The organism is Frankia sp. CeCAU1, assembly GCF_977971845.1.
This window is the reverse complement of record NZ_CDWWXA010000001.1, coordinates 89,587-113,978: the sequence shown is the minus strand read 5'-3', so window position 1 is coordinate 113,978 and position 24,392 is coordinate 89,587. Positions and strand designations below refer to the sequence as shown.

The 24,392-nt window shown below is 68.9% G+C and carries 23 protein-coding genes; 18 read left to right on the top strand and 5 right to left on the bottom strand.

Going from position 1 to position 24,392, the window contains the following annotated elements:
- Positions 1-24: 24 nt before the first annotated feature.
- Positions 25-903, bottom strand: coding sequence for a 2-phospho-L-lactate guanylyltransferase (gene cofC, locus AC08OO_RS00515; RefSeq protein ID WP_476610794.1), 879 nt, complete (start codon positions 901-903; stop codon positions 25-27).
- Positions 904-978: 75 nt separating this feature from the next.
- Here cofC and AC08OO_RS00510 point away from each other — a divergent pair, with 75 nt between their 5' ends.
- Complete coding sequence (locus AC08OO_RS00510) at positions 979-1,236, top strand: hypothetical protein (protein WP_476610793.1); 258 nt, start codon at positions 979-981, stop codon at positions 1,234-1,236.
- Complete coding sequence (locus AC08OO_RS00505; protein ID WP_476610792.1) at positions 1,233-2,243, top strand: NAD(P)H-dependent glycerol-3-phosphate dehydrogenase; 1,011 nt, start codon at positions 1,233-1,235, stop codon at positions 2,241-2,243. Before AC08OO_RS00510 ends, AC08OO_RS00505 begins: the two co-directional genes overlap by 4 nt.
- A 102-nt stretch (positions 2,244-2,345) precedes the next feature.
- Here the strand turns inward: AC08OO_RS00505 and murA are convergent, their stop codons facing one another.
- On the bottom strand, positions 2,346-3,767 hold the full coding sequence (gene murA, locus AC08OO_RS00500) for a UDP-N-acetylglucosamine 1-carboxyvinyltransferase (RefSeq protein ID WP_476610791.1): 1,422 nt from the start codon (positions 3,765-3,767) through the stop codon (positions 2,346-2,348).
- Between the two features lie 109 nt (positions 3,768-3,876).
- Complete coding sequence (gene thiD, locus AC08OO_RS00495; protein WP_476606014.1) at positions 3,877-4,710, bottom strand: bifunctional hydroxymethylpyrimidine kinase/phosphomethylpyrimidine kinase; 834 nt, start codon at positions 4,708-4,710, stop codon at positions 3,877-3,879.
- A gap of 247 nt (positions 4,711-4,957) precedes the next feature.
- Between thiD and AC08OO_RS00490 the strand changes: the two genes are divergently transcribed.
- Both AC08OO_RS00490 and AC08OO_RS00485 read left to right on the top strand, forming a co-directional pair.
- Complete coding sequence (locus AC08OO_RS00490) at positions 4,958-5,191, top strand: Lrp/AsnC family transcriptional regulator (protein ID WP_011437987.1); 234 nt, start codon at positions 4,958-4,960, stop codon at positions 5,189-5,191.
- 153 nt (positions 5,192-5,344) lie between these two features.
- A complete protein-coding gene (locus AC08OO_RS00485) occupies positions 5,345-5,878 on the top strand; it encodes a DUF3515 family protein (RefSeq protein WP_476618129.1) in 534 nt (177 codons plus the stop codon).
- A gap of 76 nt (positions 5,879-5,954) precedes the next feature.
- On the opposite strand, the gene AC08OO_RS00480 is transcribed toward AC08OO_RS00485, so the two are convergent.
- On the bottom strand, positions 5,955-7,142 hold the full coding sequence (locus AC08OO_RS00480; RefSeq protein WP_476618128.1) for a D-alanine--D-alanine ligase family protein: 1,188 nt from the start codon (positions 7,140-7,142) through the stop codon (positions 5,955-5,957).
- A gap of 138 nt (positions 7,143-7,280) precedes the next feature.
- Positions 7,281-7,469 (bottom strand): 50S ribosomal protein L28, encoded by a 189-nt coding sequence (gene rpmB, locus AC08OO_RS00475; RefSeq protein ID WP_011437984.1) that lies wholly within the window; start codon positions 7,467-7,469, stop codon positions 7,281-7,283.
- Between the two features lie 263 nt (positions 7,470-7,732).
- Between rpmB and recG the strand changes: the two genes are divergently transcribed.
- From recG to ffh, 14 genes are all read left to right on the top strand, one after another.
- On the top strand, positions 7,733-9,943 hold the full coding sequence (recG, locus tag AC08OO_RS00470) for an ATP-dependent DNA helicase RecG (protein WP_476609971.1): 2,211 nt from the start codon (positions 7,733-7,735) through the stop codon (positions 9,941-9,943).
- Between the two features lie 12 nt (positions 9,944-9,955).
- Positions 9,956-10,513, top strand: coding sequence for a 16S rRNA (guanine(966)-N(2))-methyltransferase RsmD (gene rsmD / locus AC08OO_RS00465; protein ID WP_476606018.1), 558 nt, complete (start codon positions 9,956-9,958; stop codon positions 10,511-10,513).
- The gene (gene coaD / locus AC08OO_RS00460; RefSeq protein ID WP_011437981.1) at positions 10,510-10,998 is read left to right on the top strand and encodes a pantetheine-phosphate adenylyltransferase; all 489 of its coding nucleotides are present in this window, start codon (positions 10,510-10,512) and stop codon (positions 10,996-10,998) included. Before rsmD ends, coaD begins: the two co-directional genes overlap by 4 nt.
- A gap of 426 nt (positions 10,999-11,424) precedes the next feature.
- The gene (locus tag AC08OO_RS00455; protein WP_476609956.1) at positions 11,425-12,036 is read left to right on the top strand and encodes a YceD family protein; all 612 of its coding nucleotides are present in this window, start codon (positions 11,425-11,427) and stop codon (positions 12,034-12,036) included.
- Positions 12,036-12,206 carry a 50S ribosomal protein L32 gene (gene rpmF, locus AC08OO_RS00450; RefSeq protein WP_011437979.1) on the top strand — a complete coding sequence of 57 codons (171 nt, stop codon included), beginning with the start codon at positions 12,036-12,038 and terminating at the stop codon, positions 12,204-12,206. Before AC08OO_RS00455 ends, rpmF begins: the two co-directional genes overlap by 1 nt.
- A 6-nt stretch (positions 12,207-12,212) precedes the next feature.
- Positions 12,213-13,274 carry a phosphate starvation-inducible protein PhoH gene (locus tag AC08OO_RS00445; protein ID WP_476609957.1) on the top strand — a complete coding sequence of 354 codons (1,062 nt, stop codon included), beginning with the start codon at positions 12,213-12,215 and terminating at the stop codon, positions 13,272-13,274.
- Positions 13,271-14,083, top strand: coding sequence for a ribonuclease III (rnc, locus tag AC08OO_RS00440; protein WP_476606020.1), 813 nt, complete (start codon positions 13,271-13,273; stop codon positions 14,081-14,083). The genes AC08OO_RS00445 and rnc overlap by 4 nt, the downstream gene beginning before the upstream one ends.
- Before the next feature lie 150 nt (positions 14,084-14,233).
- Entirely contained in the window at positions 14,234-15,205 is a 972-nt protein-coding gene (mutM, locus tag AC08OO_RS00435; protein ID WP_476609958.1) for a bifunctional DNA-formamidopyrimidine glycosylase/DNA-(apurinic or apyrimidinic site) lyase, read from the top strand.
- 224 nt (positions 15,206-15,429) lie between these two features.
- Positions 15,430-16,200 carry a DUF2786 domain-containing protein gene (locus AC08OO_RS00430; protein ID WP_476609959.1) on the top strand — a complete coding sequence of 257 codons (771 nt, stop codon included), beginning with the start codon at positions 15,430-15,432 and terminating at the stop codon, positions 16,198-16,200.
- 407 nt (positions 16,201-16,607) lie between these two features.
- The gene (locus tag AC08OO_RS00425; RefSeq protein WP_035731396.1) at positions 16,608-16,919 is read left to right on the top strand and encodes an acylphosphatase; all 312 of its coding nucleotides are present in this window, start codon (positions 16,608-16,610) and stop codon (positions 16,917-16,919) included.
- A gap of 213 nt (positions 16,920-17,132) precedes the next feature.
- Positions 17,133-17,330 (top strand): hypothetical protein, encoded by a 198-nt coding sequence (locus tag AC08OO_RS00420; protein ID WP_023840227.1) that lies wholly within the window; start codon positions 17,133-17,135, stop codon positions 17,328-17,330.
- A 344-nt stretch (positions 17,331-17,674) separates the two neighbouring features.
- Complete coding sequence (gene smc / locus AC08OO_RS00415; protein WP_476618127.1) at positions 17,675-21,325, top strand: chromosome segregation protein SMC; 3,651 nt, start codon at positions 17,675-17,677, stop codon at positions 21,323-21,325.
- 63 nt (positions 21,326-21,388) lie between these two features.
- Entirely contained in the window at positions 21,389-22,633 is a 1,245-nt protein-coding gene (gene ftsY / locus AC08OO_RS00410) for a signal recognition particle-docking protein FtsY (protein ID WP_476609962.1), read from the top strand.
- Positions 22,634-23,023: 390 nt separating this feature from the next.
- Positions 23,024-24,392, top strand: a 1,369-nt coding sequence (gene ffh, locus AC08OO_RS00405) for a signal recognition particle protein (protein ID WP_476618126.1), incomplete at its 3' end; no start/stop codon positions are given.

Genomic DNA, 24,392 nt, shown 5'->3' with positions numbered 1-24,392 from the left:
CGAGGAGCTGGGTTGCGAGCTGGGTCAGGGATACTTCTTCGCCCGGCCTGGTCCGCTCGCGTCGCTCACGATCCGGCGCTGGGTTCCGCCTACGATCCCCGGCGGTACGGACAGCCCTGACTCCGCCGAGGTGCCCGGTCCGCCGCCGGATCCGCCGGAGTCCTCCGCCACGAGCGGGGAGTGATACCCGGCGGTCAGCGCCGCCCTGGTGGCCCGGCCTACCCCCAGGTCCCGGGCCTGCGCCAGATCCGCCAGCGTGTCGACGTCACGTCGCAGTCCCGGTACCGAGCCACCGAGGGTTCCCGTCAGATCCACCGCTCCGGAGCGACGGTGCGTGGCGTGACTGTGTGGTCCGAATGCGGGCTGCAGGGTGGCGCCGGCCGACGCGGTCAGCAGAACGGTTCCCGTTCCGGTCGCGTCGGCGAGAACCGCTCGACGGTGCTGGCTCGCCTCGGACAGCGCCTGATGCAGCTCGGGGGGGCGCAGCGCGGGAAGGTCGGCGGAGAGGGCAGCCACCGCACGGGTGGGCCAGCGGGCCGAGGCCAGCGCGGCGCCGTGCACCAGAGCGGGATTGAGACCTCGGTCGGGTTCGTCCGGAATCACGACGAGCCGAGCACTCCTCGCAGCCGGGGAAAGATCCGGTTGATCTGCGCCGATATAGTGGGAATTGAGGAGAGCCGACAGGGCGTGGTCGGCCGTCCGATCGTTCGTTACGATCATCACGGCGCCGACCAGATCGGTCTCGGACCCAAGTACCGCCATCACCGTGTCCAAAGCCATCGCAAGGGCCAGCCGGCTCCGGTCGGGGCGGTCCAGCCGGGTCTTCGCCCGGGTGAGGTTCTTCAGCGGCAGCACGACCGTCCAGGACACTCCGTTTCGTGGGAGCCACACGAAGGCGACCATAGGCCATGCCGACCCCGCGGTGCGCCGGGTCCTGCGTGCGCGGGCTGAACGCCGGAGCCGTGGCGCGTCCCCGGCATGCGGCGCATCCTGCGTGGTACCCGCCAGATCGGCGTCTACGGTCAGAGTGAGGACGCGGCGGACGCGGCGCGATGCGAGGTGTCCAGCCGGCCGGGCGTCGATACCAGGCACGCGATCCATCCGGAGGGCACAATTATTGTCGATTCCCGCCACAAGGTAGAAAACGCCTCGATCGGTGGCGCCTTCCTCGTACCCATCGTCAGGGTCGCGATCGCTCCCCCCGCTCGGCCGGACGTTTTCTGGGGAACCAGGTGAGACGGGCCGCGGTGCTTACGGCCGGGTCCTGGGGAAGTGTGTTCGCGAAGGTCCTCGCGGATGCCGGAGCGCGGGTCAACCTGGTCGCCCGTGACCCTGAGATCGTCCGGGCGATCAACACCCGCCAGGTCAATCCGCGCTATCTGCCGGCGATCCAGCTGCCGGACCGGGTGCGCGCGATGTCCGACGCGGGGGAGGCGCTGGCCGGCGCGGAGTTCGTGGTGCTGGCCGTACCGTCTCAGGCGCTGCGCTCCGTCCTCGCCGGATGGGCGCCCCTGATTGGCTCCGACGCCGTCTACGTCAGCCTGATGAAAGGGGTGGAGGTGGGCAGCCAGCTGCGGATGAGCGAGGTCATCACGCAGGTCACAGGCGTGTCGCCGGACCGGATCGCGGTGGTGAGCGGTCCGAATCTGGCGCCCGAGATCGCCGCCGAGCAGCCGGCGGCGACTGTGATCGCCAGTACTTCGACGAGCACGGCGGAGGCCGTCCAGGCGGCGTGCTGGACGCCCTATTTCCGCCCCTACACCAACACCGACGTGATCGGCTGCGAGCTGGGCGGAGCGATCAAGAACGTCATCGCCCTGGCTGCCGGCATGCTGGAGGGAATGGGCTTCGGCACCAACAGCCTCGCCTCGTTGATGACGCGCGGCCTGACCGAGACTCTCCGACTCGGGGTCGCGCTGGGTGCCGATCCGATGACATTCGCGGGACTGGCGGGACTGGGGGATCTCGTGGCGACCTGCGGCTCCCCGCTCTCGCGCAACCGCACCTTCGGCGAGAAACTCGGGCGTGGCCTCACGCTCGCGCAGGTGGAGGCCGAACAGCAGCAGGTCGCCGAGGGGGTGCGCTCCTGCCGCCCCCTGCTCGCCATGGCCGATGACCTGGGCGTCGCCATGCCGATCACTCGCCAGGTCGAACGGGTCCTCTATGAGGGTCTTCCCCCGATGGAGGCCGTCAAGGATCTGATGAGTCGGGAGCCGGGCCCGGAGTACCGGCTCCGTCCCTGACCTGCATGTCCCTGACCTGCATGTCCCTGACCTGCATGTCCCTGACCTGCATGTCCCTGACCTGCATGTCCCTGACCTGCATGTCCCTGAACTGCATGCGCCTCACCTGCACGCGCCTGGCCCGGCAGCACCGTCGTTCCGGTCAGGCCGGGGCGTGGTCGGTGCCGGGGGCGAACCCACGGCCTGCGTGTCAATGAACGCTCCGATCGAGCGCAGCTTACCCACCGGGTCCTCGTAACCGCGTTCGAGGAAACGGGTCCCGCGGATGATGCTGGTGCCGTCGGCCACCAGCGCGGCCAGCACGTAGGCAAAGCCGGCGCGCAGGTCGGGAATCGCCAGATCACCGCCGGTGAGGGAGGTCGGCCCGCTCACGACCGCCGAATGCTCGAAGTCCCGGGACGCGAACCGGCAGGCCTTCCCACCGAGGCACAGGGTCGACAGGGCGATGTCGGCGCCCATCTCGGCCAGCTGCCTGGTGTATCCGAACCGGTCCTCGTAGATCGTCTCGTGGATCACGGAGGCACCCTTGGCCTGGGTGAGCAGGACGACCAGGGGCTGCTGCCAGTCGGTCATGAACCCGGGGTGCACGTCGGTCTGCACATGTGACGCGGTCAACGGCTGGGACCGGAAGAAGGTCATGCCCCGCGGGGTGACCTCGAACTCGCCACCGAGCCGGCGGAGGTGGTTGAGGAAGGTCGCCAGATGTTCCTGGCGGGCACCGACCACCTCCACCCTGCCGTTGGTGGCCACCGCGGCCGAGGCGAAGGACGCGGCTTCGATGCGGTCGTGGACCGGGGCATGGGTGGCTCCCCGCAGGGCGTCGACCCCCTGCACCACGATCGTGCGGTCGACCTCCACGTCGACGAGGGCGCCCATCTGCTGCAGGAACATGATGAGGTCGATGACCTCCGGTTCCACCGCCGCATTCGAGATGACGGTCGTACCCTGCGCCCGGACCGCGGCCAGGAGCAGGTTCTCGGTCGCGCCGACACTCGGGAACGGCAGCGCGACATGGGTGCCGTGCAGACCCAGGGTCTTGACCTGGACGGAACGCAGCTGCTCGACGATCTCCGCACCCATGGCACGCAGGCCGGCGAGGTGGAAGTCGACGGGACGCTTGCCGATCCGGCAACCGCCGGGCAGCGGGATCACGGCTTCGCCGACGCGGTGCAGGAGCGGGCCCATCATCAGGATCGGTATCCGGTTGACCCCGGAGTAGGCCTCGGACAGCGACGCGTCGATGATCTTTTCGGTGGCGAGTCGCACAGTGTGCTCGTCCAGCCACTCCACCTGGGTGCCGAGTTCGGCGAGCATGCCCAGGACCACGTCGACCTCGGCGATCCGAGGCACCCGGGTCAGGGTGCACGGCTCTGGCGTGAGGAGGGTGGCGACGAGCAGCTTGGTGACCGAGTTCTTGGCCCCGGACGCTTCGACCGAGCCGGTGAGCGGAGCGCCGCCGACGATGCGGTACCACCGTCGGTCCGTGCTGGTGGACGGTACCACTCCCGAGCTGTGCGCCCCCACGGGCTACCTCCACGGTGATGATGCGGATGCGTGACGTGCGTCAGGTCACGTGCGGCGGGGCGATTGAACCAGACGCCGCCGGCGCGGCCCGAGCCCGGCTCTCAGGCTGCTACCTACGGTGACGATAGCCGTGGTCTACCGGGCCGATCCCCGCGCCGAGCGGAAAGCCGCTGGCCAGGGCGCCACTGACGTAGGCCTTGGCGGCCTGTGTGGCCTCGACGTGACCACGCCCCTGCGCCAGGTGCGCGGCGATCGCGGAGGCCAGCGTGCATCCGGTGCCATGGGTGTGCCGCCGGTCCAGGCGGGGGCTTCGGAGGACGACCTCGGTGGTCCCGTCGGTGAGCAGGTCGACCGCGTCGCCGGGAAGATGCCCGCCCTTCACCAGCACCCAGCGCGGGCCCAGGGCGAGCATCGCCTCGGCGGCTCTGGGCAGGTCGGCGACGTCCCGCACCTCCACCCCGGTCAGCAGACGTACCTCGTCGAGGTTCGGTGTGGCGATGGTGGCGCGGGGCATGAGCTCCGTACGTACCACCTCGACCGCCTCCGGGGACAGCAGGGGGTCGCCGTGCTTGGAGACGCTGACCGGATCGACCACGACGGGTACGTCGAGCCGCGAGAGTTCGGCGGCGACCAGCGAGACCAGGGCCGCGGAGGAGAGCATCCCCGTCTTCACCGCGTCGACCCCGATGTCCGCCACGACCGCTCTGATCTGGGCTCGGACCGCTTCCGGAGGGAGATCCCACACACCATGGACGCCCAGGGAATTCTGTGCCGTCACCGCGACGATCGCACTCATGCCGTGGACGCCGAGGGCGAGCATCGTCTTGAGATCTGCCTGGATGCCCGCGCCGCCGCCCGAATCCGATCCGGCGATCGTCAGTACGCGGGGCGGGGCGGAGCTCGGTTCCGGCGGCGGCTCGCTCCGGATGCTCCGAGCGTTCACGTGTCTCCTATCCTTCGCTCTGGGTAGCGGCGTCGTGGTTGCCATCACAACCGGGTACCGAGCCGACCAGCTGACCCCCACGATTGGGGTTCCGGATGAGGCCGGGCGACCCCTCGGTCGGTCCCTGTCGGCCGATCTGAGCAAATTCCTCGACCTCGGAGGCTCTCATCCGGGCCGTTTGCCTGTTACCTTCTGTCGGCCCGTAGTTCTGCTCGACGGGCTGTCGACGTCCGACGAGGGAGCGTCTGTGGTCCACGCGTACATCCTTATCCAGACCGAGGTCGGCAAGTCCTCCTCGGTTGCCAAGGAGATCGAGCAGATCCCCGGGGTCACCCAGGCCGAGGACGTCACCGGCCCCTATGACGTCATCGTCCGGGCGGAGGCGGCCACCGTCGATGACCTCGGGAAGATGGTCATGGCGAGAGTGCAGTCGGTCGACGGCATCACCCGCACGCTGACCTGCCCGGTCGTTCACTTCTGAGCTTCTCCGCCGCTAAAGCTTCTCCGTCCCGACGTGGGTCAGGTCGGCTCCGGGACGGGGGACCCGGTGGGCGCCCCCGCCCCCGGCCCCCGGCCTGCGCCCACCGCCGGGGCCGGGCCACCGGTGACGTCGGTGGCGCGCCAGAATCGGGACATGGCCACCGGTGGTGAGCAAGCCGAGCGGGGCCGGCGCCCGGCACGGGGCGGGCGCAGGCCGGGGCGGTCATGCCGGTATCCGGTGTTCGTCGCCTCGTGGGTCCTGCTCGCGCTGGTCGGATGCGGCGGTCCCGGATCGATTCGGCTGACCAACGTGCCGATGCCCGCGGAGTCGGTCCGTTCGTCGTGCGTGGACCTGGTCCACGATCTTCCCCCGTCGCTCGGGGACGACCTCGACCGCCGGGCACTGGACCCCCCACAGGCCACGGCGGCGGCCTACGGCGCGGCGCCGGTGGTGCTCACCTGCGGCGCGCCCGGTCTTCCGGCAAGCTACCGTCCCGATGCGATGCTGTCCGTCGTGGACGATGTGGGGTGGTTCGCCGAGGACCTGGGCGGGACGACGGTGCGCTATTCCACCCCCACCCGGCAGCCCCAGGTGGTTCTCACCCTGCCCGCCGACGTGCAGGCGTTCGAGGTACTCGTCTCGGTCGCCCCCGCCGTGCGGGGGCACAGCAGGCCGACGACATCCTGAGACGAGCTCCCGGCCATTCCGCCCGGCGGAACGCCTCCACGCCGTCACGGGCCCGGGTGGCGCAGGTGCCGGGCGGTCAGCGCAGCCCCGCTCCGTCGCGCAGGGCCAGCCTGACGAGCCGGTCCACCAACTGCGGATAGGTGACCCCGCTCGCCTCCCACATCCGCGGGAACATCGAGGTAGGGGTGAAACCGGGCATCGTGTTGACCTCATTGATGATCACATGGTCGTCGGCCGTGACAAACATGTCAACCCGCGCGAGCCCGGCGCAGTCCAGGGCCTCGAACGCCGCGATCGCCACTCCCCGGACCTCCTCCCGTACCGCGTGGGACAGGTTGGCCGGGACGTCGAAGTGGGTGGCGTCGGACATGTACTTGGCCTCGAAGTCGTAGAAGCCGGCCGAAGACGTGACGGTGATCTCGGCGGGCACACTCGCCTCGGCACCGGGGCCGTCCAGAATTCCGAGGACCCCGCACTCGATCTCGCGGCCGACGATCGCCGACTCCACCAGGACCTTGGGGTCGCTGGCGCGGGCTGCCTTGATCGCGGTGTCCAGGTCCGCCCAGGCCTCGACCCGGCTGATCCCGATACTCGACCCGCCGCGCGCGGGCTTCACGAAGACTGGCAGCCCCAGCCGTTCCTGGTCGGCCCCGGTGAGTGTGTCACCGGCTCGCAGGACGGCGTAGGAGCCGACGGGAAGGCCGGCGGCCCGCAGCAGTGCCTTCATGTGTTGTTTGTCCATGGCGGCCGCGCTGGCGAACACCCCGGAGCCGACGTAGGGCAGGCCGGCCATCTCCAGGAGACCCTGGACCGTCCCATCCTCCCCAAAGGGGCCGTGGAGCAGCGGGAAGACCACATCGATGTCCCCGGGAATGTCGCTGCTCCCGAGAGCGTCGCTGCTCCCGAGAGCGTCGCTGCTCCCGAGAGCGTCGCTGCTCCCGAGGGTGTTCCTGACAGCGTCGAGGCCGCCGCGGGGGCGGCGCGGCAGCAGACCGGGCGTCGTCGGATCCGCGGCCAGGACGACGCTCTCACCCTGGGCCGCGACGACGGCGGGCAGTCGGTCTCCCGTCACCGCGAGGGCGGTCGGGTCGTCCGGCAGCACGACCCAGCGGCCATGTGTGTCGATGCCGACGGGGACGACGTCGTAGACGTCACGATCCAGGGCGCGCAGTACACCGCTGGCCGATATACAGGAGATCGCGTGCTCGGTGCTGCGGCCACCGAACAGGAGGGCGAGCCGAATCCGACGCCTGGAGCCTGCCATGCCGGGACACTAACGGATCGGCGTCGGTGACCGGCAGCGCACCCGGCGTGGATGTGGCCGCGCTCCGCCTCGACCTCCACGGGAGGCCTGTGTCCGGTGACGCCCCGTCCGGCCGGAGTAACGTCCGGCCCGGAGGGCTCAGGCGCGAGAGACCTTGCCCGCCTTGATGCAGGAAGCGCAGACGTTCAGCCGCTTGGGGGTCCCGCCCACGACCGTGCGCACGGTCTGGATGTTGGGGTTCCACCGACGGCGCGTGCGTCGGTGGGAGTGGGAGACCGACATACCGAAGCCCGGCCCCTTGCCGCAGACGTCACACACCGAAGACACGAGAAACACTCCGTCGAAGTAGTAGCCGAAGTCGAAGTAGTACTGGTCCCGGTAGGCGTGCCCGGGACGTCAGGGGAGTCAGAACCAGGTCAGAACCAGGATCGTACGCAACCCGCGACCCTGACGGCGCCGCCGGGGGACGCGCGCAGTGGCGGCCCGCTTGAGGTTACCCCACCTTCTGTGGTCCAGTTCTGTGGTCCAGATGATGCGGCGGGAGCCGGTGGGTCTCGGTACTGTCGGTGCTCCGGTGCACTATCGGTAATGTGGTCGACCTCGACACGCCCCTGAAGGCCCTCGTCGGCGCGCGTGCCGCCGCCCTCCTGGCCGATGGTCTGGAGTTGAGGCTGGTCGGTGATCTGCTGGGGCACCTGCCCCGCCGGTACCATGAGAGAGGCGAGCTGACGGACCTCGCGGACCTCGCCGTCGGTGAGACGGTTACGGTCCAGGCCCGGGTCGAGAAGACGGAACGCCGCCCGATGCGCGGCACCCGGAAGTCGATGGTGCGCGTGACGGTGACGGACGGCAGGCATTCACTGTCACTGACCTTCTTCAATCAGAGCTGGCGGGAGCGTGACCTCCGTCCCGGGACGACCGCGCTGTTCGCCGGCAAGGTCGACGAGTTCCGCGGGCGGCGTCAGCTGACCAACCCGGAGGTCCAGCTCCTCGAACCCGAGGAGAGCGGGGAAGCCGTCAGCGGTGCGCCGTTCGCGAACGCGCTGGTTCCGATCTACCCCGCCTCCGCCAAGGTGCCGAGCTGGACGCTGGCGAGGTGCGTCCGGCTGGCGTTGGACTCTCTCGATCCCGTCGAGGATCCGTTGCCGGACGATCTCCGCAGCCGGTACCGCCTGCCCGCTCTGGCCGAGGCCTTCCGGCTGGTTCACCAGCCCGCGAACCGTGGTGAGATCGCCTCCGGTCGTCGGCGCCTCACCTGGGATGAGGCTCTGGTGCTGCAGGTGGCGTTGGCCCAGCGGCGTCGTGAGGTGGAGGCGCTGGCGACAACACCCCGGCCGCAGCGTCCGGATGGTCTGCTGGCGGCGTTCGATGCCGATCTGCCCTTCCCCCTCACGACGGGCCAGCGCGAGGTGGGGAAGACGATCGCAGCCGAGATCGGTCGGCCCGTTCCGATGCATCGACTGCTGCAAGGAGAGGTGGGTTCGGGCAAGACACTGGTCGCCTTGCGGGCGATGCTCACCGTGGTCGACACGGGCGGCCAGGCGGTACTCCTGGCGCCCACCGAAACTCTTGCCGCTCAGCACAGCCGAAGCCTCCGGGAGATGCTCGGCGATCTGGCCCGGGCAGGGGAACTAGGAGCCGATCATCGGGCCACGCGGGTGACGCTGGTCACCGGATCGATGGGAGGGCGTGCGCGGCGGGAGGCTCTGGCGGAGATCGCGGACGGTTCCACCGGTCTGGTGGTCGGTACTCATGCCCTGCTGCACGATGAGGTGATCTTTAACGATCTTGGTCTGATCGTCGTCGACGAACAGCATCGTTTCGGCGTCGAACAGCGGGACGCACTGCGAGCGCGTGGACGACGTCCTCCCCACCTTCTTGTGATGACCGCGACGCCGATTCCCCGGACGGTCGCGATGACCGTGTTCGGTGATCTCGAAGTCTCCGAGCTCACCGAACTGCCAGCGGGACGCTCTCCCATTGGGACGTTCGTGGTGCCGGCGAGCCAGAGATCCTGGACGGATCGAATGTGGGGACGAATCCGCGACGAGGTGGCCGCCGGGCATCAGGCCTATGTCGTGTGTCCCCGGATCGGTGCGGGCGGGGAGGATGAGGACAGGGAGGACGGGGACGGGGAGGACGATTCCACCGAATCCTCGACGGCCGGTCCGGATCCGCGAGCGTCCCGACCGGCTGCGACAGTGCGTGAGGTGCTGCCCCTGTTGGTGGATGGCGAGCTTGCGGACCTCAGGGTTGAACCGCTGCACGGTCGTCTCGCACCCGGGCAACGGGAGGCCACCATGAACCGATTCGCGGCCGGCGAGGTCGACGTGCTGGTCGCCACCACCGTCATCGAGGTGGGAGTGAACGTACCGAACGCGACAGTGATGGTCGTCCTGGACGCGGACAGGTTCGGCGTGTCCCAGCTGCACCAGCTGCGCGGGAGGGTCGGCCGGGGCACCGCGCCCGGCTGGTGTCTTCTGCATACAGCGGCCGAGCCGGGATCCCCCGCCTGGGAGCGGCTCAGCGCGGTCGCCGCCACCAGCGACGGGGCGAAGCTGGCCCGTCTCGACCTCGCGCAGCGTCGAGAGGGCGATGTGCTCGGGGCCGCTCAGTCCGGCGGACGACGATCCCTGAAGCTCCTGGAACTTCTTCGTGATGAGGACCTGATCCGCGACGCACGTGAGGAGGCCGGTCGCCTGGTTGACGACGACCCCGGGTTGGACCGGCATCCCGCACTGCGCCGGCTGCTCGACGCGGTTCTCGACGACACCAGTGTCGCCTTCCTCGAGAAGGGATGACCGGGTGGCCCGATGACGCGCATCATCAGTGGAACCGCGGGTGGTCGGCGGCTCGTGGTTCCACCCGGAACAACCACCCGTCCGACCTCGGAACGTGCCCGTGAGGGATTGTTTAACACCTTGTCGACCTGCCTGGATCTGCGGGGTGCTCGGATTGCCGATCTTTATGCCGGGTCTGGTGCGGTCGGTCTGGAAGCGCTGTCTCGGGGTGCCGCTCATGCTCTTCTCGTCGACCGCGATCCGATCGTGATACGCACTCTACGGCGGAACGTGACAGCGCTGGGACTGTCGGGCGCGAAGATCGCGCAAGCCGCGGTAGAGCGTGTGGTGCAGAACACCTCGGATAATCCCTACGACGTGGTTTTCCTCGATCCGCCGTACGCGATGCGCGATTCGGAACTCGGCGAAGTGCTGTCAAAGCTGCTGGCGGCCGCCTGGTTGACTGCGGACGGTGTCTGCGTTGTCGAAAGATCGCACCGCTCGGGCCCGGTCGCCTGGCCTGACGGGTTGTGTGCGCTGCGCGACCGGAGGTACGGAGAGGGTGCTCTCTGGTACGGTATTCGATCATGAGGAGGGCAGCCTGTCCCGGTTCATTTGATCCGATCACCAACGGTCATCTCGACATCATCGTCCGAGCGAGCAGACTCTTCGACGAGGTCGTGGTCGCCGTATCGATCAACAAGAACAAGGTCACCTTGTTCACCGTCGACGAGCGGATGGAGCTCATCAGAGAGGCCCTGCGTGATCATCCGATGGCGCCGTCCAACGTCCTGGTGGATGCGTCCCACGGGCTGATCGTCGATTTTTGTCGGAGCAGGGGTATCCAGTCGATCGTCAAAGGACTGCGTGCGGTCAGCGACTTCGACTATGAGCTTCAGATGGCGCAGATGAACAATTCGCTTGCGGGCGTGGAGACTCTTTTCATGAGTACGAACCCGCAATATGCCTTTCTGTCCTCCAGCCTGGTGAAGGAGGTCGCGCGTTACGGAGGTGACGTGTCGGGGCTGGTACCGGATGTGGTACTCAAACAGCTCCGTGAGCGCCTCGCTCAGTAACCCCCGCCGGGTGGGTAGCCGCCGACCGACCTCCGCCGGGCTCTCCCGCCGTTCCGGACTGTCCGGGCTCCGGGGCCGGTCGCGGGGGGCGAGCGGTACCCGAGCGGCTTCCTAGGCGGAGGTCCGCCGCCCGCCGGGCTCGGGTGTCCGGAGATCTCGGCAGCCTGATCGGATCGTCCGCGGCACCGATCGGATAGGCTAGGAGACCGTAGTAGCTGACCGGCTCGCAGCAGCTGACTGGCTTGCTGACCGGCTGGAGTCTGTTCGTCGATCCTCTGGGAGGGTCCGGGCCTCTGGGAGGGTCCAGGGTGCCGCTGACGTCGGGCTGCCTCCGTCGTTAGCGACGCCGGGTAGCTACACCACCACGAAGGCCCTGTTTCGGCCGGGCTTCCTTACATTGACGTAGATGTGAACTCGACTGCCGCCATGACTGGATCCCACTTTCGCCGTCGGACCCCGAAGGGTCCCCTTGTACTGGACACCCGTGAGCTCGGTCGTCGGCCCGGGTCGATGCGGCTTGTCCGGGCGCAGGCGGAACTTCCCGCCGATCTCGGAACCGAGATGATGTGGGTGCCGGCCGGCGCAAGCGTCACCCTGGACCTGCGTCTCGAATCGGTGATCGAGGGTGTCCTGGTCAGCGGGAGCGTCGTGGCGCCGCTTCGGGGTGAATGTGCGCGCTGTCTGGACGACGTGTCCGAGGTCAGCATGGTCGAGTTTCGCGAGCTGTTCTACTACCCTGACCGAGCCGTGGACCTGGGTGACGACGAAGATGCTCGGGTACTAATCGATGATCATGCGGACGTCGAGCCCGTGGTGCGGGATGCCCTGGTACTCAACCTTCCGCTGTCACCCATCTGCCGTCCGGACTGTGCGGGACTCTGCGTGGACTGCGGGGTGCGTCTCGACGATGTCGAGCCTGGACATTCCCATGCGCGATCCGACCCGAGATGGGCGGCGCTGTCCGCGCTGGCCGGCAGCGGAGCGGCGGGAACCGAGAAGGGTCGCACCGACCCTCATGAGAGCAAGGAGAAGGAATAGTGGCCGTCCCGAAGCGGCGCACCTCGCGCAGCAACACCCGGTCCCGGCGTTCGCAGTGGAAGGCCAAGGTGCCGACCCTCGCAAAGTGCTCGCGGGGGCACGTGATTCGGCCGCACACCGTCTGTGGCACGTGCGGCCGGTACAACGACCGTCAGGTGCTTGACGTCTGACCCGGTGTGACACGTATCGCCGTTGACCTGGTGGGGGAGGGGTTCCCTTCCGGGCCTCTCCTCGAGGCGTTGCCCAGTGCGCTCGGCGCGGATCCGCATCTGGTGCTCACTCTGGTGACATCCGGTGATGCCGTCCGGGATGACCTTGCTCGGCTGGGAATTGTGCCAGGCGAGCGCGTCCTGCTCGCCACGGCCGCTCGCGGCGTTTCGGCGGGCCCGGAGGCATTGCGTGAAGTGCGAGCACGTCGGGACTCCGGCGTCCGGGTGGCGGCGCGCCTGGTCCGTGACGGACATGCCGATGCGATGGTCTCGACAGCCCCGGCCGAAGCCCTGGTCGCCTCGGCTCAGTTCACCTACGGTCTGCTCCCCGGGGCGACGCGGGCCACTCTCGCCTCGATTGTCGGCGGGGCGAACGCCCCCGTCGTGCTGTGTGACGCGGGGGCGACGGTTGATGTGACGGCGGACGAACTCGCCCAGTTCGCGGTCGCGGGCAGTGCATACGCCGCGGTTCGCTTCGCCGTCAACGCTCCCCGAGTCGGGCTTCTGACGGCGCGTCCAGCGCTTCCCGACACCTTGCGGCGAGCCGCCGACGAGCTGCTCCGATCGCTCGATCTGCACTATGTCGGCCCGCTGACGGCTGATCGGCTCCTCGCGCCTTCGTGGACAGGCGAGCCGGGCGACGGCCAGAAGATCGATCATCGCCGTGGAGTCGACGTGGCGGTCACCGACGGATTCACCGGAGATGTCCTGATGTCCGTCATTCGCGGGATGCGATGGTGGGAATCTCATCGGGGTACGGGGCACCTGTCCAGGGCCGGTCTGGATCCGGGATGGGGAACGTTGGAAGATCCTGATGTGCGGGGGGGAACGATCGTGCTGGGGGTCGATGGTGTCGCGGTCCACGCGGAGCGGGCACCGGATGAAGCCGGCGACAGCCAGGCAGTCGGGCTGCTCGTGGCGCTGAGGGCGGCGTCGGTCGCGGTCCAGGCGGACCTGGCTTCTCGGACCAGAGCGGCGATGGCAATCTTGGTGGCGCGTCGGCGGGCCCTGGCCGGGCTGGTCGGATGACCCGCCAGCTGCCACCCCCGCCGCCGCGGGACGGCCTGATCGAGGTACTCGAGGTCGCCATCGACCCCGAGCTGCTCGACCGCGCCCTCACACACCGCTCCTATGCCTATGAGAAGGGCGGCCTGCCCACCAACGAACGCCTGGAGTTCCTGGGCGATGCGGTGCTCGGTCTGGTGGTGACGGCGGCACTGTTCATCCGCCACCCGGATCTTCCCGAGGGGCAGCTCGCCAAGCAGCGGGCCTCGGTTGTGAACATGCGGGCTCTCGCGGACGTGGCACGGGGGATCGGACCCACCGGGCTCGGTCCGTACCTGCTGCTGGGCCGGGGCGAGGAGACCACCGGGGGGCGCGACAAGGCGAGCATCCTCGCCGACACCCTCGAGGCCATCATCGGGGCGGTCTATCTGTCCTCAGGCCTCGACGTGGCCTCCGGTTTCGTGCACCGTCTCTTCGATCCCTTGCTGGACGAGGCCGCCGGCCGAGGCGCAGGGCTTGACTGGAAGACCTCACTGCAGGAACAGACGGCGGTGCTGGCTCTCGGGCCGCCCGAATACATCGTCGAGGAGGCCGGTCCGGACCACGCGAAGCGATTCACCGCCTACGCGAGGATTGCGGGAGAGCCACTGGGCGAGGGCGAAGGGGGAAGCAAGAAGGAGGCCGAGCAGCGGGCTGCCGCCGCGGCTTTCGCGGTTCTCGAGGAACGGTCAGCCTTGGGGCGGGAGGACGGTTCGGGCGCGGACGTCGCCGGCGGAAATCATGAGAGGTCCGCCGTCGGCAGCCTTGATCACGATCAGGTCTCGGGTCCGTGAGAGTAGCTGATCATCAGCTGCCCCGGTTCGCTTCCTGGGCGCTGGCGACAGGCTCGGTGGTGGCAACAGATTCAGTGGTGGCAACAGATTCATCGAGCCACGTCGAGGGTCCGGTGTCATCCCACTGACCCGACCCGACGACCGGAGATCATGCCAGAACTCCCCGAAGTAGAGGTTGTCCGCCGCGGTCTGGAACGTGGTGCCGTCGGTCGCGTCATCGCATCGGTTGATGTCCACCATCCTCGTGCGGTGCGCCGTCATCTGGCCGGTGCCGCCGACTTCTCGGCGCTGCTCGTCGGCCGCCGGATAACGGCGGCACGACGCCGTGGCAAGTATCTGTGGCTGGTGCTTCAGCCGCCGGTAGACCATGCGGCGTGCGCTCCGGTGGTTCCAGAAGAACCACCGGAGGAGGAATCAGCTGCCGTGCTGGCCGAGATGTCTCCGCCTGCCCTGCCCCCAGGTCATCCGGCCCAGGGGGATGCACTGATCGCCCATCTCGGGATGAGCGGACAGTTGCTCGTCGTTCCACCCGCCACCCCCGACCAGAAGCATCTGCGGATCCGGTTCGTCTTCACGGACGGAGGACGCGAACTGCGATTTGTGGATCAACGCACCTTCGGTGGCCTGGCGGTCGCAATGGGGGAAGCGGATCTGCCTGCTCCCGTCGCGCACATCGCCAGGGATCCTCTGGATCCCGCCTTCGACGAGCGGCTCGTCACGGAGAGGATGCGTCGACGCCGTACCGGCGTGAAGCGGGCCCTGCTCGATCAGACACTTGTCAGCGGGGTCGGGAACATCTACGCGGATGAGGCCCTGTGGGCCGCGAAGCTGCACTACGCGCGGCCGACCGAGACCCTCACCCGGGCGGAGGTCGGCAGGCTGCTGGGTTGCGTGCGGACGGTGATGATCGCGGCTCTTGAGGTGGGCGGTACGTCCTTCGACCGCCTGTACGTGTCGGCGGACGGGGTCAGCGGGCTGTTCGAACGGTCGCTACAGGTGTACGGCCGCGCGGGTCGGCCATGCACACGATGCGGAGACGCGGTGCGCCGGGACGCTTTCATGAACCGGTCGAGCTTCACTTGCCCCACCTGCCAGCCGTACCCAAGGCGGGCCAGGTGGTAAGGTTCGATCACACGTTCGAATCCCGTGGCTCTCGGGTGCCCGCGGCTCTCGGGTGGGGGTGCCGGGCGTGGCGTCCGCGACAGTCGGGTGGGGAGCCAGACCTGCCGCGGCGTTCACAGTTATCGCCTCGTCCAGGACCGAGACCGGGCTGCCGGGATCGGTGAGGCATCATCCGGCACGTCGGTTGGCTGGCCTGCCCCCGACGCGACATGGACGGAGGCGCGATGAATCCGGATGCCCTGCTCGGTCGTATACGGAAGCTGTTGGCGATGGCGGAGGCGGAGGGGCTGAGCGAGGCCGCCCGCGAAACCTATAACAGCAAGGCGGCCGAGTTGATCGCCCAGTACGGGATCGACCGCGCGCTGGTCGAGGAGGCGTCGCCGCACCGCGTCGAGGCGGCTGACCTGGTGGTGGCCGTCGATCCGCCCTATGCCCGGGACAAGATCTCGTTGCTCGCGGGCATTGCCGCACCGCTTGGTTGCCGGCTCGTGTACCGGACCGAGCAGCGTGCAGTGGGGACGGGGCACTCCGCTCATCTGTTCGGGATGGATGTGGATATCCACCGCGTGCAGATGTTGTTCACCTCGTTGCTGGTCCAGCAGGCACAGGGATTGGCCCTCGCCCGTCCACCACGCCAGGAGGACCCGCGGGCGTTTCGTCGGTCGTGGATGGCAGGCTTCGCGGTGGCGGTGGCGGGGAGACTGACCAGGACGGAGCGGATGGCCCGGGAGCGGGCGCAGGCCCAGCAGACGCAGACCCGGGAGAACGGATCAGACCGGCCCTCGACGACGCCGTCGGTGGCCGTCGTCCTGGCGAATCGAAGCCAGCGGGTGGACGCGCACCTGGCAAGCGTCTATCCCAGGTTGCGAGCGCCAAGGACACGCCAGCTCTCCGGGAGCGGCGGTCGTGCGGGCTACCAGGCCGGCGAGCGGGCTGATCTTGGCCTGGGTAGCCGGGTGTCCAGCCGCGTCTCACCGGCGATCGGCATGAGGTAAATCGTATGGGTAGTAGTTACGCGTGGTACTGACTACTGCTTGCCGCCCGGCAGATTGGGCACCGCTGTCTGGGTAGGCCCTGCGGTACGCGGCGGGGCGTAGCCAGGACCAATAATCTTGTCTGCGCCGTCGACCGGCTCCGGGGTGACCTGGCGGTCACCATCGGTGCTCGCGCGTGGGACGGGTAGTGTGCCGCCGTCCTGGGAGAAGTTCTGGCCGCAACCGCTGAGAAGGAGTGCCGAGCCGAGAGCTCCACACGCGAGTAGCACGGCAGCGGACCGGCGGCGGAAACGTGGCCGGTCCGGCCGTTCCAGCCGATGATCACCCTGCCGCCGTGTCCCTCTCGGCCGGCCTGCCATGTCTGGGAAGTATGTGGTATCCACAATGGCCAGTACCCTACCGTGCTGATGAGCGATGTATCCGCGGAGCAGAGGGAGTCCGGACACGCCGTGGTCCGATTCACTGCCCGAGTCGCCGGCCTTGTCCAGGGCGTCGGCTTTCGTGACTACGTGCGTACCCGGGGCCGGCGCCTGGGCCTGGTCGGATCCGCCACCAACCTCCCGGACGGGGCGGTCGAGGTGGTCGCGGAGGGGCCGGAGCCGGCCTGTCGTGACCTTCTGCACTTGTTGATGACGGGTCACACCCCTGGGCGGACGGACAGGGTGGAGGCTGTGTGGCAGGTGGCGCAGAGTGATCTGACCGACTTTCGACGAAAGTGACTGGTTGCAGACGCTGCGTTGTCGGAACTGTCGTGGGTATGACCGTCCGCTTTTTGCATGTTCACCGGACCGGCTCGGGAGCATGTGGCATGCTCTTGACTTTCGGTCACTCGGCATGGGAACCTGGAGTCATTGTTTGGGGCGCACTCTGATCTGTTCCGATCTTGTGCTGTCTGACACCCACTAGGTCACTCATCGTGGAGGACCATCACTATGGCGAAGGCCCTTTTTGGCCACGTCGGTTCCGGCGGCGACTTGCGTCTCTCTTGCGAGGTGCGTCGGCTTCGTGCCCGAGTAGCGGAGCTCGAGGCAGAACTGGCTCGAGTACGTGAGGTTAACGAGGCGTTGGTGGGTGGTGTCGACGTGCCGGAGGATGTCCGGGCGCTCGACGCCGAACCGGCGTTCAGCTGAGCTGGCGGGGCGTTCCTCGGGGAGGCGCCCCCTCGTAGTGGGTATGCCCGGTTACGTGGGCAAGGCTCCGTCTCTACGGACTTCATGATCGCTGAGACCATCGAATCGGTCGTTTTCCCGGCTGGCTCGTCTCTGCCCAGCGATGTTGCCCGTGTGTCTCGGATCACTTTGGCGGCTCTATGTCCAGGAAGGGCCGGGCAACCTCACTTCTCGCCTTCTTCGTTTTTTCGGAGCGTAGCCTGCTGGGTGCTTCGGGTGGCCGACTAGGATGGCTCTGTCGAACGTCGGCTGAGTCCGGCCATCCCGGGTCGAGCCGGTGAACCCTTCCAGCGCTCCGGAGACTGGTGCATCTCAAGAACCTGACCCTGCGGGGCTTCAAGTCCTTTGCGAGCTCGACCTCCCTGCATCTCGAGCCGGGAATAACCTGCGTGGTCGGGCCCAACGGGTCGGGCAAGAGTAACGTCGTTGACGCCATCGCTTGGGTACTGGGGGAGCAGGGTGCCAAGGCCCTACGTGGCGGCACTATGTCCGATGTCATCTTCGCGGGCACACCCGCTCGCCCGGCCTTGGGGCGCGCCGAAGTACTTCTGACGATCGACAACTCGGACGGCGCGCTCCCCATCGAGTACACCGAGGTGACCATCGGGCGACTGATGTTCCGCAGCGGCGAGAGCGAATACACGATCAACGGTACCGGTTGTCGCCTGCTGGATATCCAGGAACTGATGAGCGACTCGGGTATCGGCCGAGAGTTGCACGTGATCGTCGGCCAGGGCCAGCTCGACGCGGTCCTGCACGCGCGCCCGGAGGATCGCCGTGCGTTCATCGAGGAGGCCGCCGGCGTCCTCAAACACCGTAAACGCAAGGAGAAGGCACTCCGCAAGCTCGAGGCGATGTCGGCGAACCTCACCCGCCTCACCGATCTGTCCGCCGAACTGCGTCGGCAGTTAGGGCCGCTCGGTCGGCAGGCGGAGATCGCCCGTAAGGCCGGTGTGATTCAGGCTTCGCTACGGGACGCCCGCCTGCGCCTTCTCGCCGACGATCTCCATCGTGCCCAGGTCGCGATCACCTCCGACCTCGCGGACGAGGAGGCATTGCGGGCGCGGCTGACGACCACCGAGGCCGCTCACGCCGCGGCAGCCCGCCGTGAGGAGCAGCTGCAGGCCGACCTGACGGCGATCATTCCGCGCGCCACCGGCGCCCAGGAGACCTGGTACGCCCTGGCATCCCTGCGGGAACGGCTGCGGGGCACCCGTTCCCTCGCCGTCGAACGGGGTCGCCTGTTGCGTGCCGCGACCGACGACGTACGTGGGCGCCGCGACCCCGAGGAACTGGAACAGGAGGCCACGGCGGTCCGGGAGCAGGAAATCGCCCTCACCGAGCGGTTGGAGCGTGATCGGGATCTGCTCGCCGAGGTGGTCACCAGGCGTGCCGATCTCGAGGCCGCGCTCGCTCAGGAGGAGAAGGAACTGATCGCCGCGGCACGCGCGGCGTCTTTTCGCCGTGAGGAGATCGCGCGCCTTGCCGGCCAGGTGGAGGCCGCCAGGTCCCGTGCCACCAGTGCCGAGAACGAGATAGCACGGACGACCGAGGCACTCGACGCCGCGCGGGAGCGGGAGACCGAGACCTCGGCGTCACGTTCGGCCCTCGAGATCGAACTCTCTCGGATGGGGAGCGCACGGGAGGATCTCGCCGAGCAGCACAGCGCGGCCGTGGCGGTGCATGCCGCTGCCGCCGAGCGGCTCGAGGTCCTGCGCGGTGAGGAGCGTAGCGCCGAGCGTGACCGCGCATCCTGGGCCGCGCGATGCGACGCGCTGCACCTCTCCCTCTCACCGGCCGACGGAGCCGCGGCACTGTTGAGGGCTGCTACCGGCGCGCAGACCGGGCAGACCGCCTCGAACACGGCGGAGGACTCGGCTCCGGCACCGGATCCGACCCTTGAGGTGATCGGCCGGCTGGCCGGCGTCCTGAGCGTGACCGCCGGCGCGGAGGCGGCCATCGCCGCGGCGCTGGGCCCGGCGGCGGACGCCCTGCTCGTCGGCACGTCGGGGGACGCCATGGCGGCCTTTGCGTGGCTGCGGGAAACGGATGCCGGCCGAGCAGCGCTGGTGGCCGCCGTCACCGTCGCGGATGAGCCTGACGCCTGCGCCGGCGCTGCCGGCAGCGCGGCGATCGTCCCGGGGGCGGCCAGCGCCGGCGGTCCGCTCCCGGCCGGTGCCGTTGCCGCGCTGGACCTGGTGGAGATCGGTGACGATCGGTTCCGTACCGCCGTGTCGTCCCTGCTCGCCCGGACTGTCGTGGTCGAGGATCTGGCGGCGGCCGAGCGGGCCACGGCGTTGCGCCCCGACCTGCGGGTGGTCACCCGAGCCGGCGACGTCATCGGTGCCCCCCTCTCTATCGGCGGCAGCGCGAACCCGCCGTCCGCGATCGAACTGCAGGCCGCGGCGGACGAGGCCGAGGCCGGCGTGGCGGAGGCGACCCGTCGCGTCGAGTCCGCCCACGAGGCGTTCGAGCCCGCGCGTGCCGAGGTGACCCGGGCTCGTACCGCCATCGATGCGGCACTGGCGGCGCTGCACGGGACCGATGCCCGGCACCGGGCGCTGTCCGAGCAGATGGCGCGGCTCGATCGTTCGGGAGGGGCCGCGGCATCCGAGATCGCCAGGCTGGAGGGCGCCCGATCACGGGCCGAAACAGCCCGTGATCGGGCATACGGAGCGTTGACCGAGCTCGAGGCGTCGCTCGCCGCGGCATCGGAGCAGCCGGAGGCGGGGGAGCGGGCTCCGGATGAACGAGACCGGCTCGTCGCGGCTACCTCCGCCGTGCGCGCCGCCGAGGTCGAGGCCCGGTTGGCCGTCCGTACCAGCGAGGAGCGGGTGCGAGGCCTGCAGGGACGCGCCGACGGACTGATCCGCGCGGCGGCGAACGAGCGGGCGGCACGGGCCGCGGCGGCCCGTCGGCACGAGGTCCGCGAGCGGCAGGCTGCCGTCGCGACGGCGATGGGGGATGCGGCTCAGGTCGCTCTCGACCGACTGGACCATTCCCTGGCTCGCGCCGCGGCGGAGCGGGAGGAGGCCGACGCACTGCGCAAGGCCGCCGAGACGGAGCTGGTCGGGGTGCGTGACCAGGGGCGCGCTCTGGCCACCGAACTCGCGGCGCTGCGCGACGCCGCCCATCGCGACGAGCTGGCCCGAGCGGAGAAGCGGCTGCGGGTGGAGACCCTGGAAGCCAAGGCTCTGGAGGAGCACGGCATCGACGCCGATGACCTGGTGGCCGAGTTCGGCCCGGACACGCTGGTCCCGCCGGATGAGCCCGACGGCACCGCGGTGCCGTTCGATCGAGCCGAGCAGAGCGCCCGGGCCGCCACCGCGGAGAAGCAGCTGGCCCGGCTGGGGCGGGTGAATCCCCTGGCCCTCGAGGAGTTCGCCGCGCTTCAGGAGCGGGCCGCGTTCCTGTCCGCGCAGCTCGAAGACATCAAGAGCACCCGCCGGGATCTTCTGCTGGTCGTCGAGGAGGTTGATCTGCGGGTGCGTGAGGTCTTCGCCGTCGCGTTCGCGGACACCGCCCGTGAGTTCGAGATCGTCTTCTCGACGCTGTTCCCGGGCGGTGAGGGCCGGTTGGTGCTCACCGATCCTGATGACATGCTCACCACGGGCATCGAGGTCGAGGCGAGGCCGCCGGGAAAAAAGGTGAAGCGTCTGTCGCTGTTGTCCGGCGGGGAGCGTTCACTGACCGCACTCGCTCTCCTGCTCGCGATATTCCGGGCCCGCCCTTCGCCCTTCTACGTGCTCGACGAGGTCGAGGCAGCTCTGGACGACCGCAATCTCGGCCGGCTGCTCGAGGCCGTCGAGGGTCTGCGTGAGAAGTCGCAGCTGATCATCATCACCCACCAGAAGCGGACGATGGAGATCGCTGACGCCCTGTACGGCGTGGCCATGCGGGGCGACGGGGTGACGACAGTGATCAGTCAGCGGCTGCGGGAGCGGGCGGTGCTCTGACGCCGCCGCCCTCCCGCCGGGCGAGCGCCACGGCCTTGTGGCGTCATCTGTCAGGATCGGTACGTGGAGCTCCTCATCCTGATCGTCGTCATCGCCGTCGTCGTACTGGCCACCGTGGGCCTGGTGGCCGGCACGGCCCTGCGTCGACGCCCCCGCCGATCCATCGAGGAAGGCCGGCGCCCGGGCGCCGACTACCGTCCCGGGGTCGGTGACGACGCCGAGGTACCCCGCGATTCGGCGACCAGGACGGTCGACGACATCGGTCTTCCCGATGTGCTGCCACCATCCCCGACGGAGAGCGAGGGCGTCGGCGCCCCGCCCGCCGAGATACCGGCCGCGCCGGGGATCCCGGTCCAGGAGCGGATCCCACCGGAGGCACCGCCGCCGGCAGCCGGCCGCCTCGTCCGGCTGCGCCTGCGGCTGGCTCGTTCGCAGAACGCGCTCGGTCGCGGACTGCTCTCCCTGCTGTCCGGCGACAATCTCGACGAGGACGCGTGGGAAGACGTGGAGGCGACACTGCTCCTTGCCGACGTCGGGGTCACGGCGACCACCGAGCTGGTCGCCGCGCTGCGGGAACGCACGAAGGTGCTCGGTGCCCGCACGCCCGCGGATGTGCGGGCGATGCTGCGCGACGAGCTGCTCGCCCAGATCGGTACGACGACCGACCGATCGCTGCGCACGACGGCCCCGGATCGTCCCGCCGTCGTGCTCGTCGTCGGTGTCAACGGCACGGGTAAGACCACGACCTGTGGAAAGATCGCGCGGCTGCTGGTCGCGGACGGGCGTACGGTCGTGCTGGGCGCGGCGGACACGTTCCGTGCCGCGGCCGCGGATCAGCTTCAGACCTGGGGTGAACGGGTCGGCGCGATCACGGTCCGCGGGGCCGAGGGGGGTGACCCGGCGTCGGTGGCGTTCGATGCGGTCCGACAGGGCACGCAGAGCGGCGTGGACACCGTGTTGATCGACACCGCCGGCCGGCTGCACACCAAGGCAGGTCTGATGGACGAGCTGGCGAAGATTAAAAGAGTGGTGGGCAAGCACGGTCCGGTCGACGAGGTGCTGCTCGTGCTCGACGCCACAACCGGTCAGAACGCGCTTGTCCAGGCGCAGGTGTTCACGCAGGCGGTTGATCTCACCGGAGTCGTGCTGACCAAGCTGGACGGTACGGCCAAGGGCGGGATCGTCATCGCCGTGCAGCGCGAGCTCGGTATGCCGGTGAAACTGATCGGCTTGGGAGAGGGCCCAGACGATCTTGTTCCCTTCGAGCCGGAGGCGTTCGTCGACGCGCTGTTGGGCGAAGCCGGCTGATCGATCGAGTGGCCGCCGGATCGGCGAAGACCACAACGTGCTCAGCGTCAAGACCTTCCGGTCGTTCGGCATGTGACCTAAGCTTCATCACTGAGCGGAGCTGTGGGGCTCCGCGGTCAGCCGCGACATGTTCCTCGGTGTTCTCCTGGCCGGGGGGGTGAGCGTCCGGCGAGGCGTCTCGCCCTCCTCAGCGCAGAGGGCGGACCCGGCAGGTGAATGACCAGGCCGGCGTCCGTGCGGGCATGCCTCGCCGGGCCGCGCACGTCGCGTCCGCGTCGGTCGGCCGATGCGTGACGTCGTCGGTTGATCGGACACGGGGGTGTGCTGCCTTCGTCGTCGGGTGCGTACGCTGGTCCCTGCGGTCCGTCTGCGATCTCGGAGTGTGTGCGCGTGTTCGACACCCTTTCCAGCCGCCTCGACAAGGTCTTCGCGTCGCTGCGTGGCAGAGGGCGCCTTACCGATGCCGACATCGACGCCACCGCGCGGGAGATCCGGGTGGCTCTGCTTGAGGCGGACGTCGCGCTCCCGGTCGTCCGTGGCTTCGTGGCCGCGGTGAAGGAGCGTGCCCGCGGCGCCGAGGTCAGTGCCTCGTTGAACCCTGCCCAGCAGGTAATCAAGATTGTCAATGAGGAGCTCGTCGCGATCCTCGGCGGCGGCACGACGACGCTGCGGTATGCCAAGACCCCGCCGACGGTGATCCTGCTCGCCGGCCTGCAGGGAACGGGTAAGACCACCCTGGCCGGCAAGCTCGGGCGCTGGCTCAAGGCTCAGGGTCACACCCCGCTGCTGGTCGCGGCCGACCTGCAGCGTCCGAACGCGGTCAACCAACTGCAGGTGGTCGGGGCGCGGGCCGGGGTGGAGGTCTTCGCGCCCGAGCCCGGCAACGGGGTCGGGGATCCGGTGCGCGTCGCGCGCGACGCGCTCGCGCACGCGCACCGGCAGGTCTTCGATGTGGTCGTCGTCGACACGGCCGGGCGGCTCGGCGTCGACGAGGAGATGATGCGGCAGGCGGCCGACATCCGCGACGCCGTCTCACCGGATGAGATTCTCTTCGTCCTGGACGCGATGATCGGTCAGGACGCGGTCGCGACCGCGAGCGCCTTCGCCGATGGCGTGGGATTCAGCGGAGTGGTCCTGACCAAGCTCGATGGCGACGCGCGCGGTGGTGCGGCCCTTTCGGTCGCCCAGGTGACCGGTCGGCCGATCATGTTCGCCTCCACCGGTGAGGCCCTGGACGACTTCGACGTCTTCCACCCGGAACGCATGGCGTCGCGGATCCTCGGCATGGGTGACGTCCTCACCCTCATCGAGCAGGCCGAGAAGGCGTTCGAGGCCGAGCAGGCCGAGGCCATGGCGGCGAAGATGGTCGCCTCCGAGTTCACGCTCGAGGATTTCCTCGAACAGATGCTCGCGGTCCGCAAGATGGGCCCGATCGGCAACCTGCTCGGCATGCTGCCGGGTATGGGCCAGATGAAGGATCAACTGGCGCAGGTCGACGATCGGGACGTCGATCGGGTGGTTGCGATCATTCGGTCCATGACGCCGACGGAACGGCGTGATCCCAGGATCCTGCAGGCGTCCCGCAAGGCTCGGGTCGCGCGTGGGTCCGGGGTCACGGTCACCGAGGTCAACCAGTTGCTGGACCGGTTCGCCGAGGCCCGCAAGATGATGCGACAGATGGCTGGCGGCATGGGGATGCCGGGGGGGGTGGGTCGAGCGAAGGCCGCCTCGGCTCGCAAGGCAGCGAAGAAGGGCAAGG

Bases quoted from the DNA above. Each gene is read 5' to 3' on its own strand.
- cofC (WP_476610794.1), bottom strand. From the start codon at position 903: ATGGTCGCCTTCGTGTGGCTCCCACGAAACGGAGTGTCCTGGACGGTC.
- AC08OO_RS00510 (WP_476610793.1), top strand. From the start codon at position 979: ATGCGGCGCATCCTGCGTGGTACCCGCCAGATCGGCGTCTACGGTCAG.
- AC08OO_RS00485 (WP_476618129.1), top strand. From the start codon at position 5,345: ATGGCCACCGGTGGTGAGCAAGCCGAGCGGGGCCGGCGCCCGGCACGG.
- AC08OO_RS00480 (WP_476618128.1), bottom strand. From the start codon at position 7,142: ATGGCAGGCTCCAGGCGTCGGATTCGGCTCGCCCTCCTGTTCGGTGGC.
- rsmD (WP_476606018.1), top strand. From the start codon at position 9,956: ATGACGCGCATCATCAGTGGAACCGCGGGTGGTCGGCGGCTCGTGGTT.
- coaD (WP_011437981.1), top strand. From the start codon at position 10,510: ATGAGGAGGGCAGCCTGTCCCGGTTCATTTGATCCGATCACCAACGGT.
- AC08OO_RS00455 (WP_476609956.1), top strand. From the start codon at position 11,425: ATGACTGGATCCCACTTTCGCCGTCGGACCCCGAAGGGTCCCCTTGTA.
- rnc (WP_476606020.1), top strand. From the start codon at position 13,271: ATGACCCGCCAGCTGCCACCCCCGCCGCCGCGGGACGGCCTGATCGAG.
- mutM (WP_476609958.1), top strand. From the start codon at position 14,234: ATGCCAGAACTCCCCGAAGTAGAGGTTGTCCGCCGCGGTCTGGAACGT.
- AC08OO_RS00430 (WP_476609959.1), top strand. From the start codon at position 15,430: ATGAATCCGGATGCCCTGCTCGGTCGTATACGGAAGCTGTTGGCGATG.
- AC08OO_RS00425 (WP_035731396.1), top strand. From the start codon at position 16,608: ATGAGCGATGTATCCGCGGAGCAGAGGGAGTCCGGACACGCCGTGGTC.
- AC08OO_RS00420 (WP_023840227.1), top strand. From the start codon at position 17,133: ATGGCGAAGGCCCTTTTTGGCCACGTCGGTTCCGGCGGCGACTTGCGT.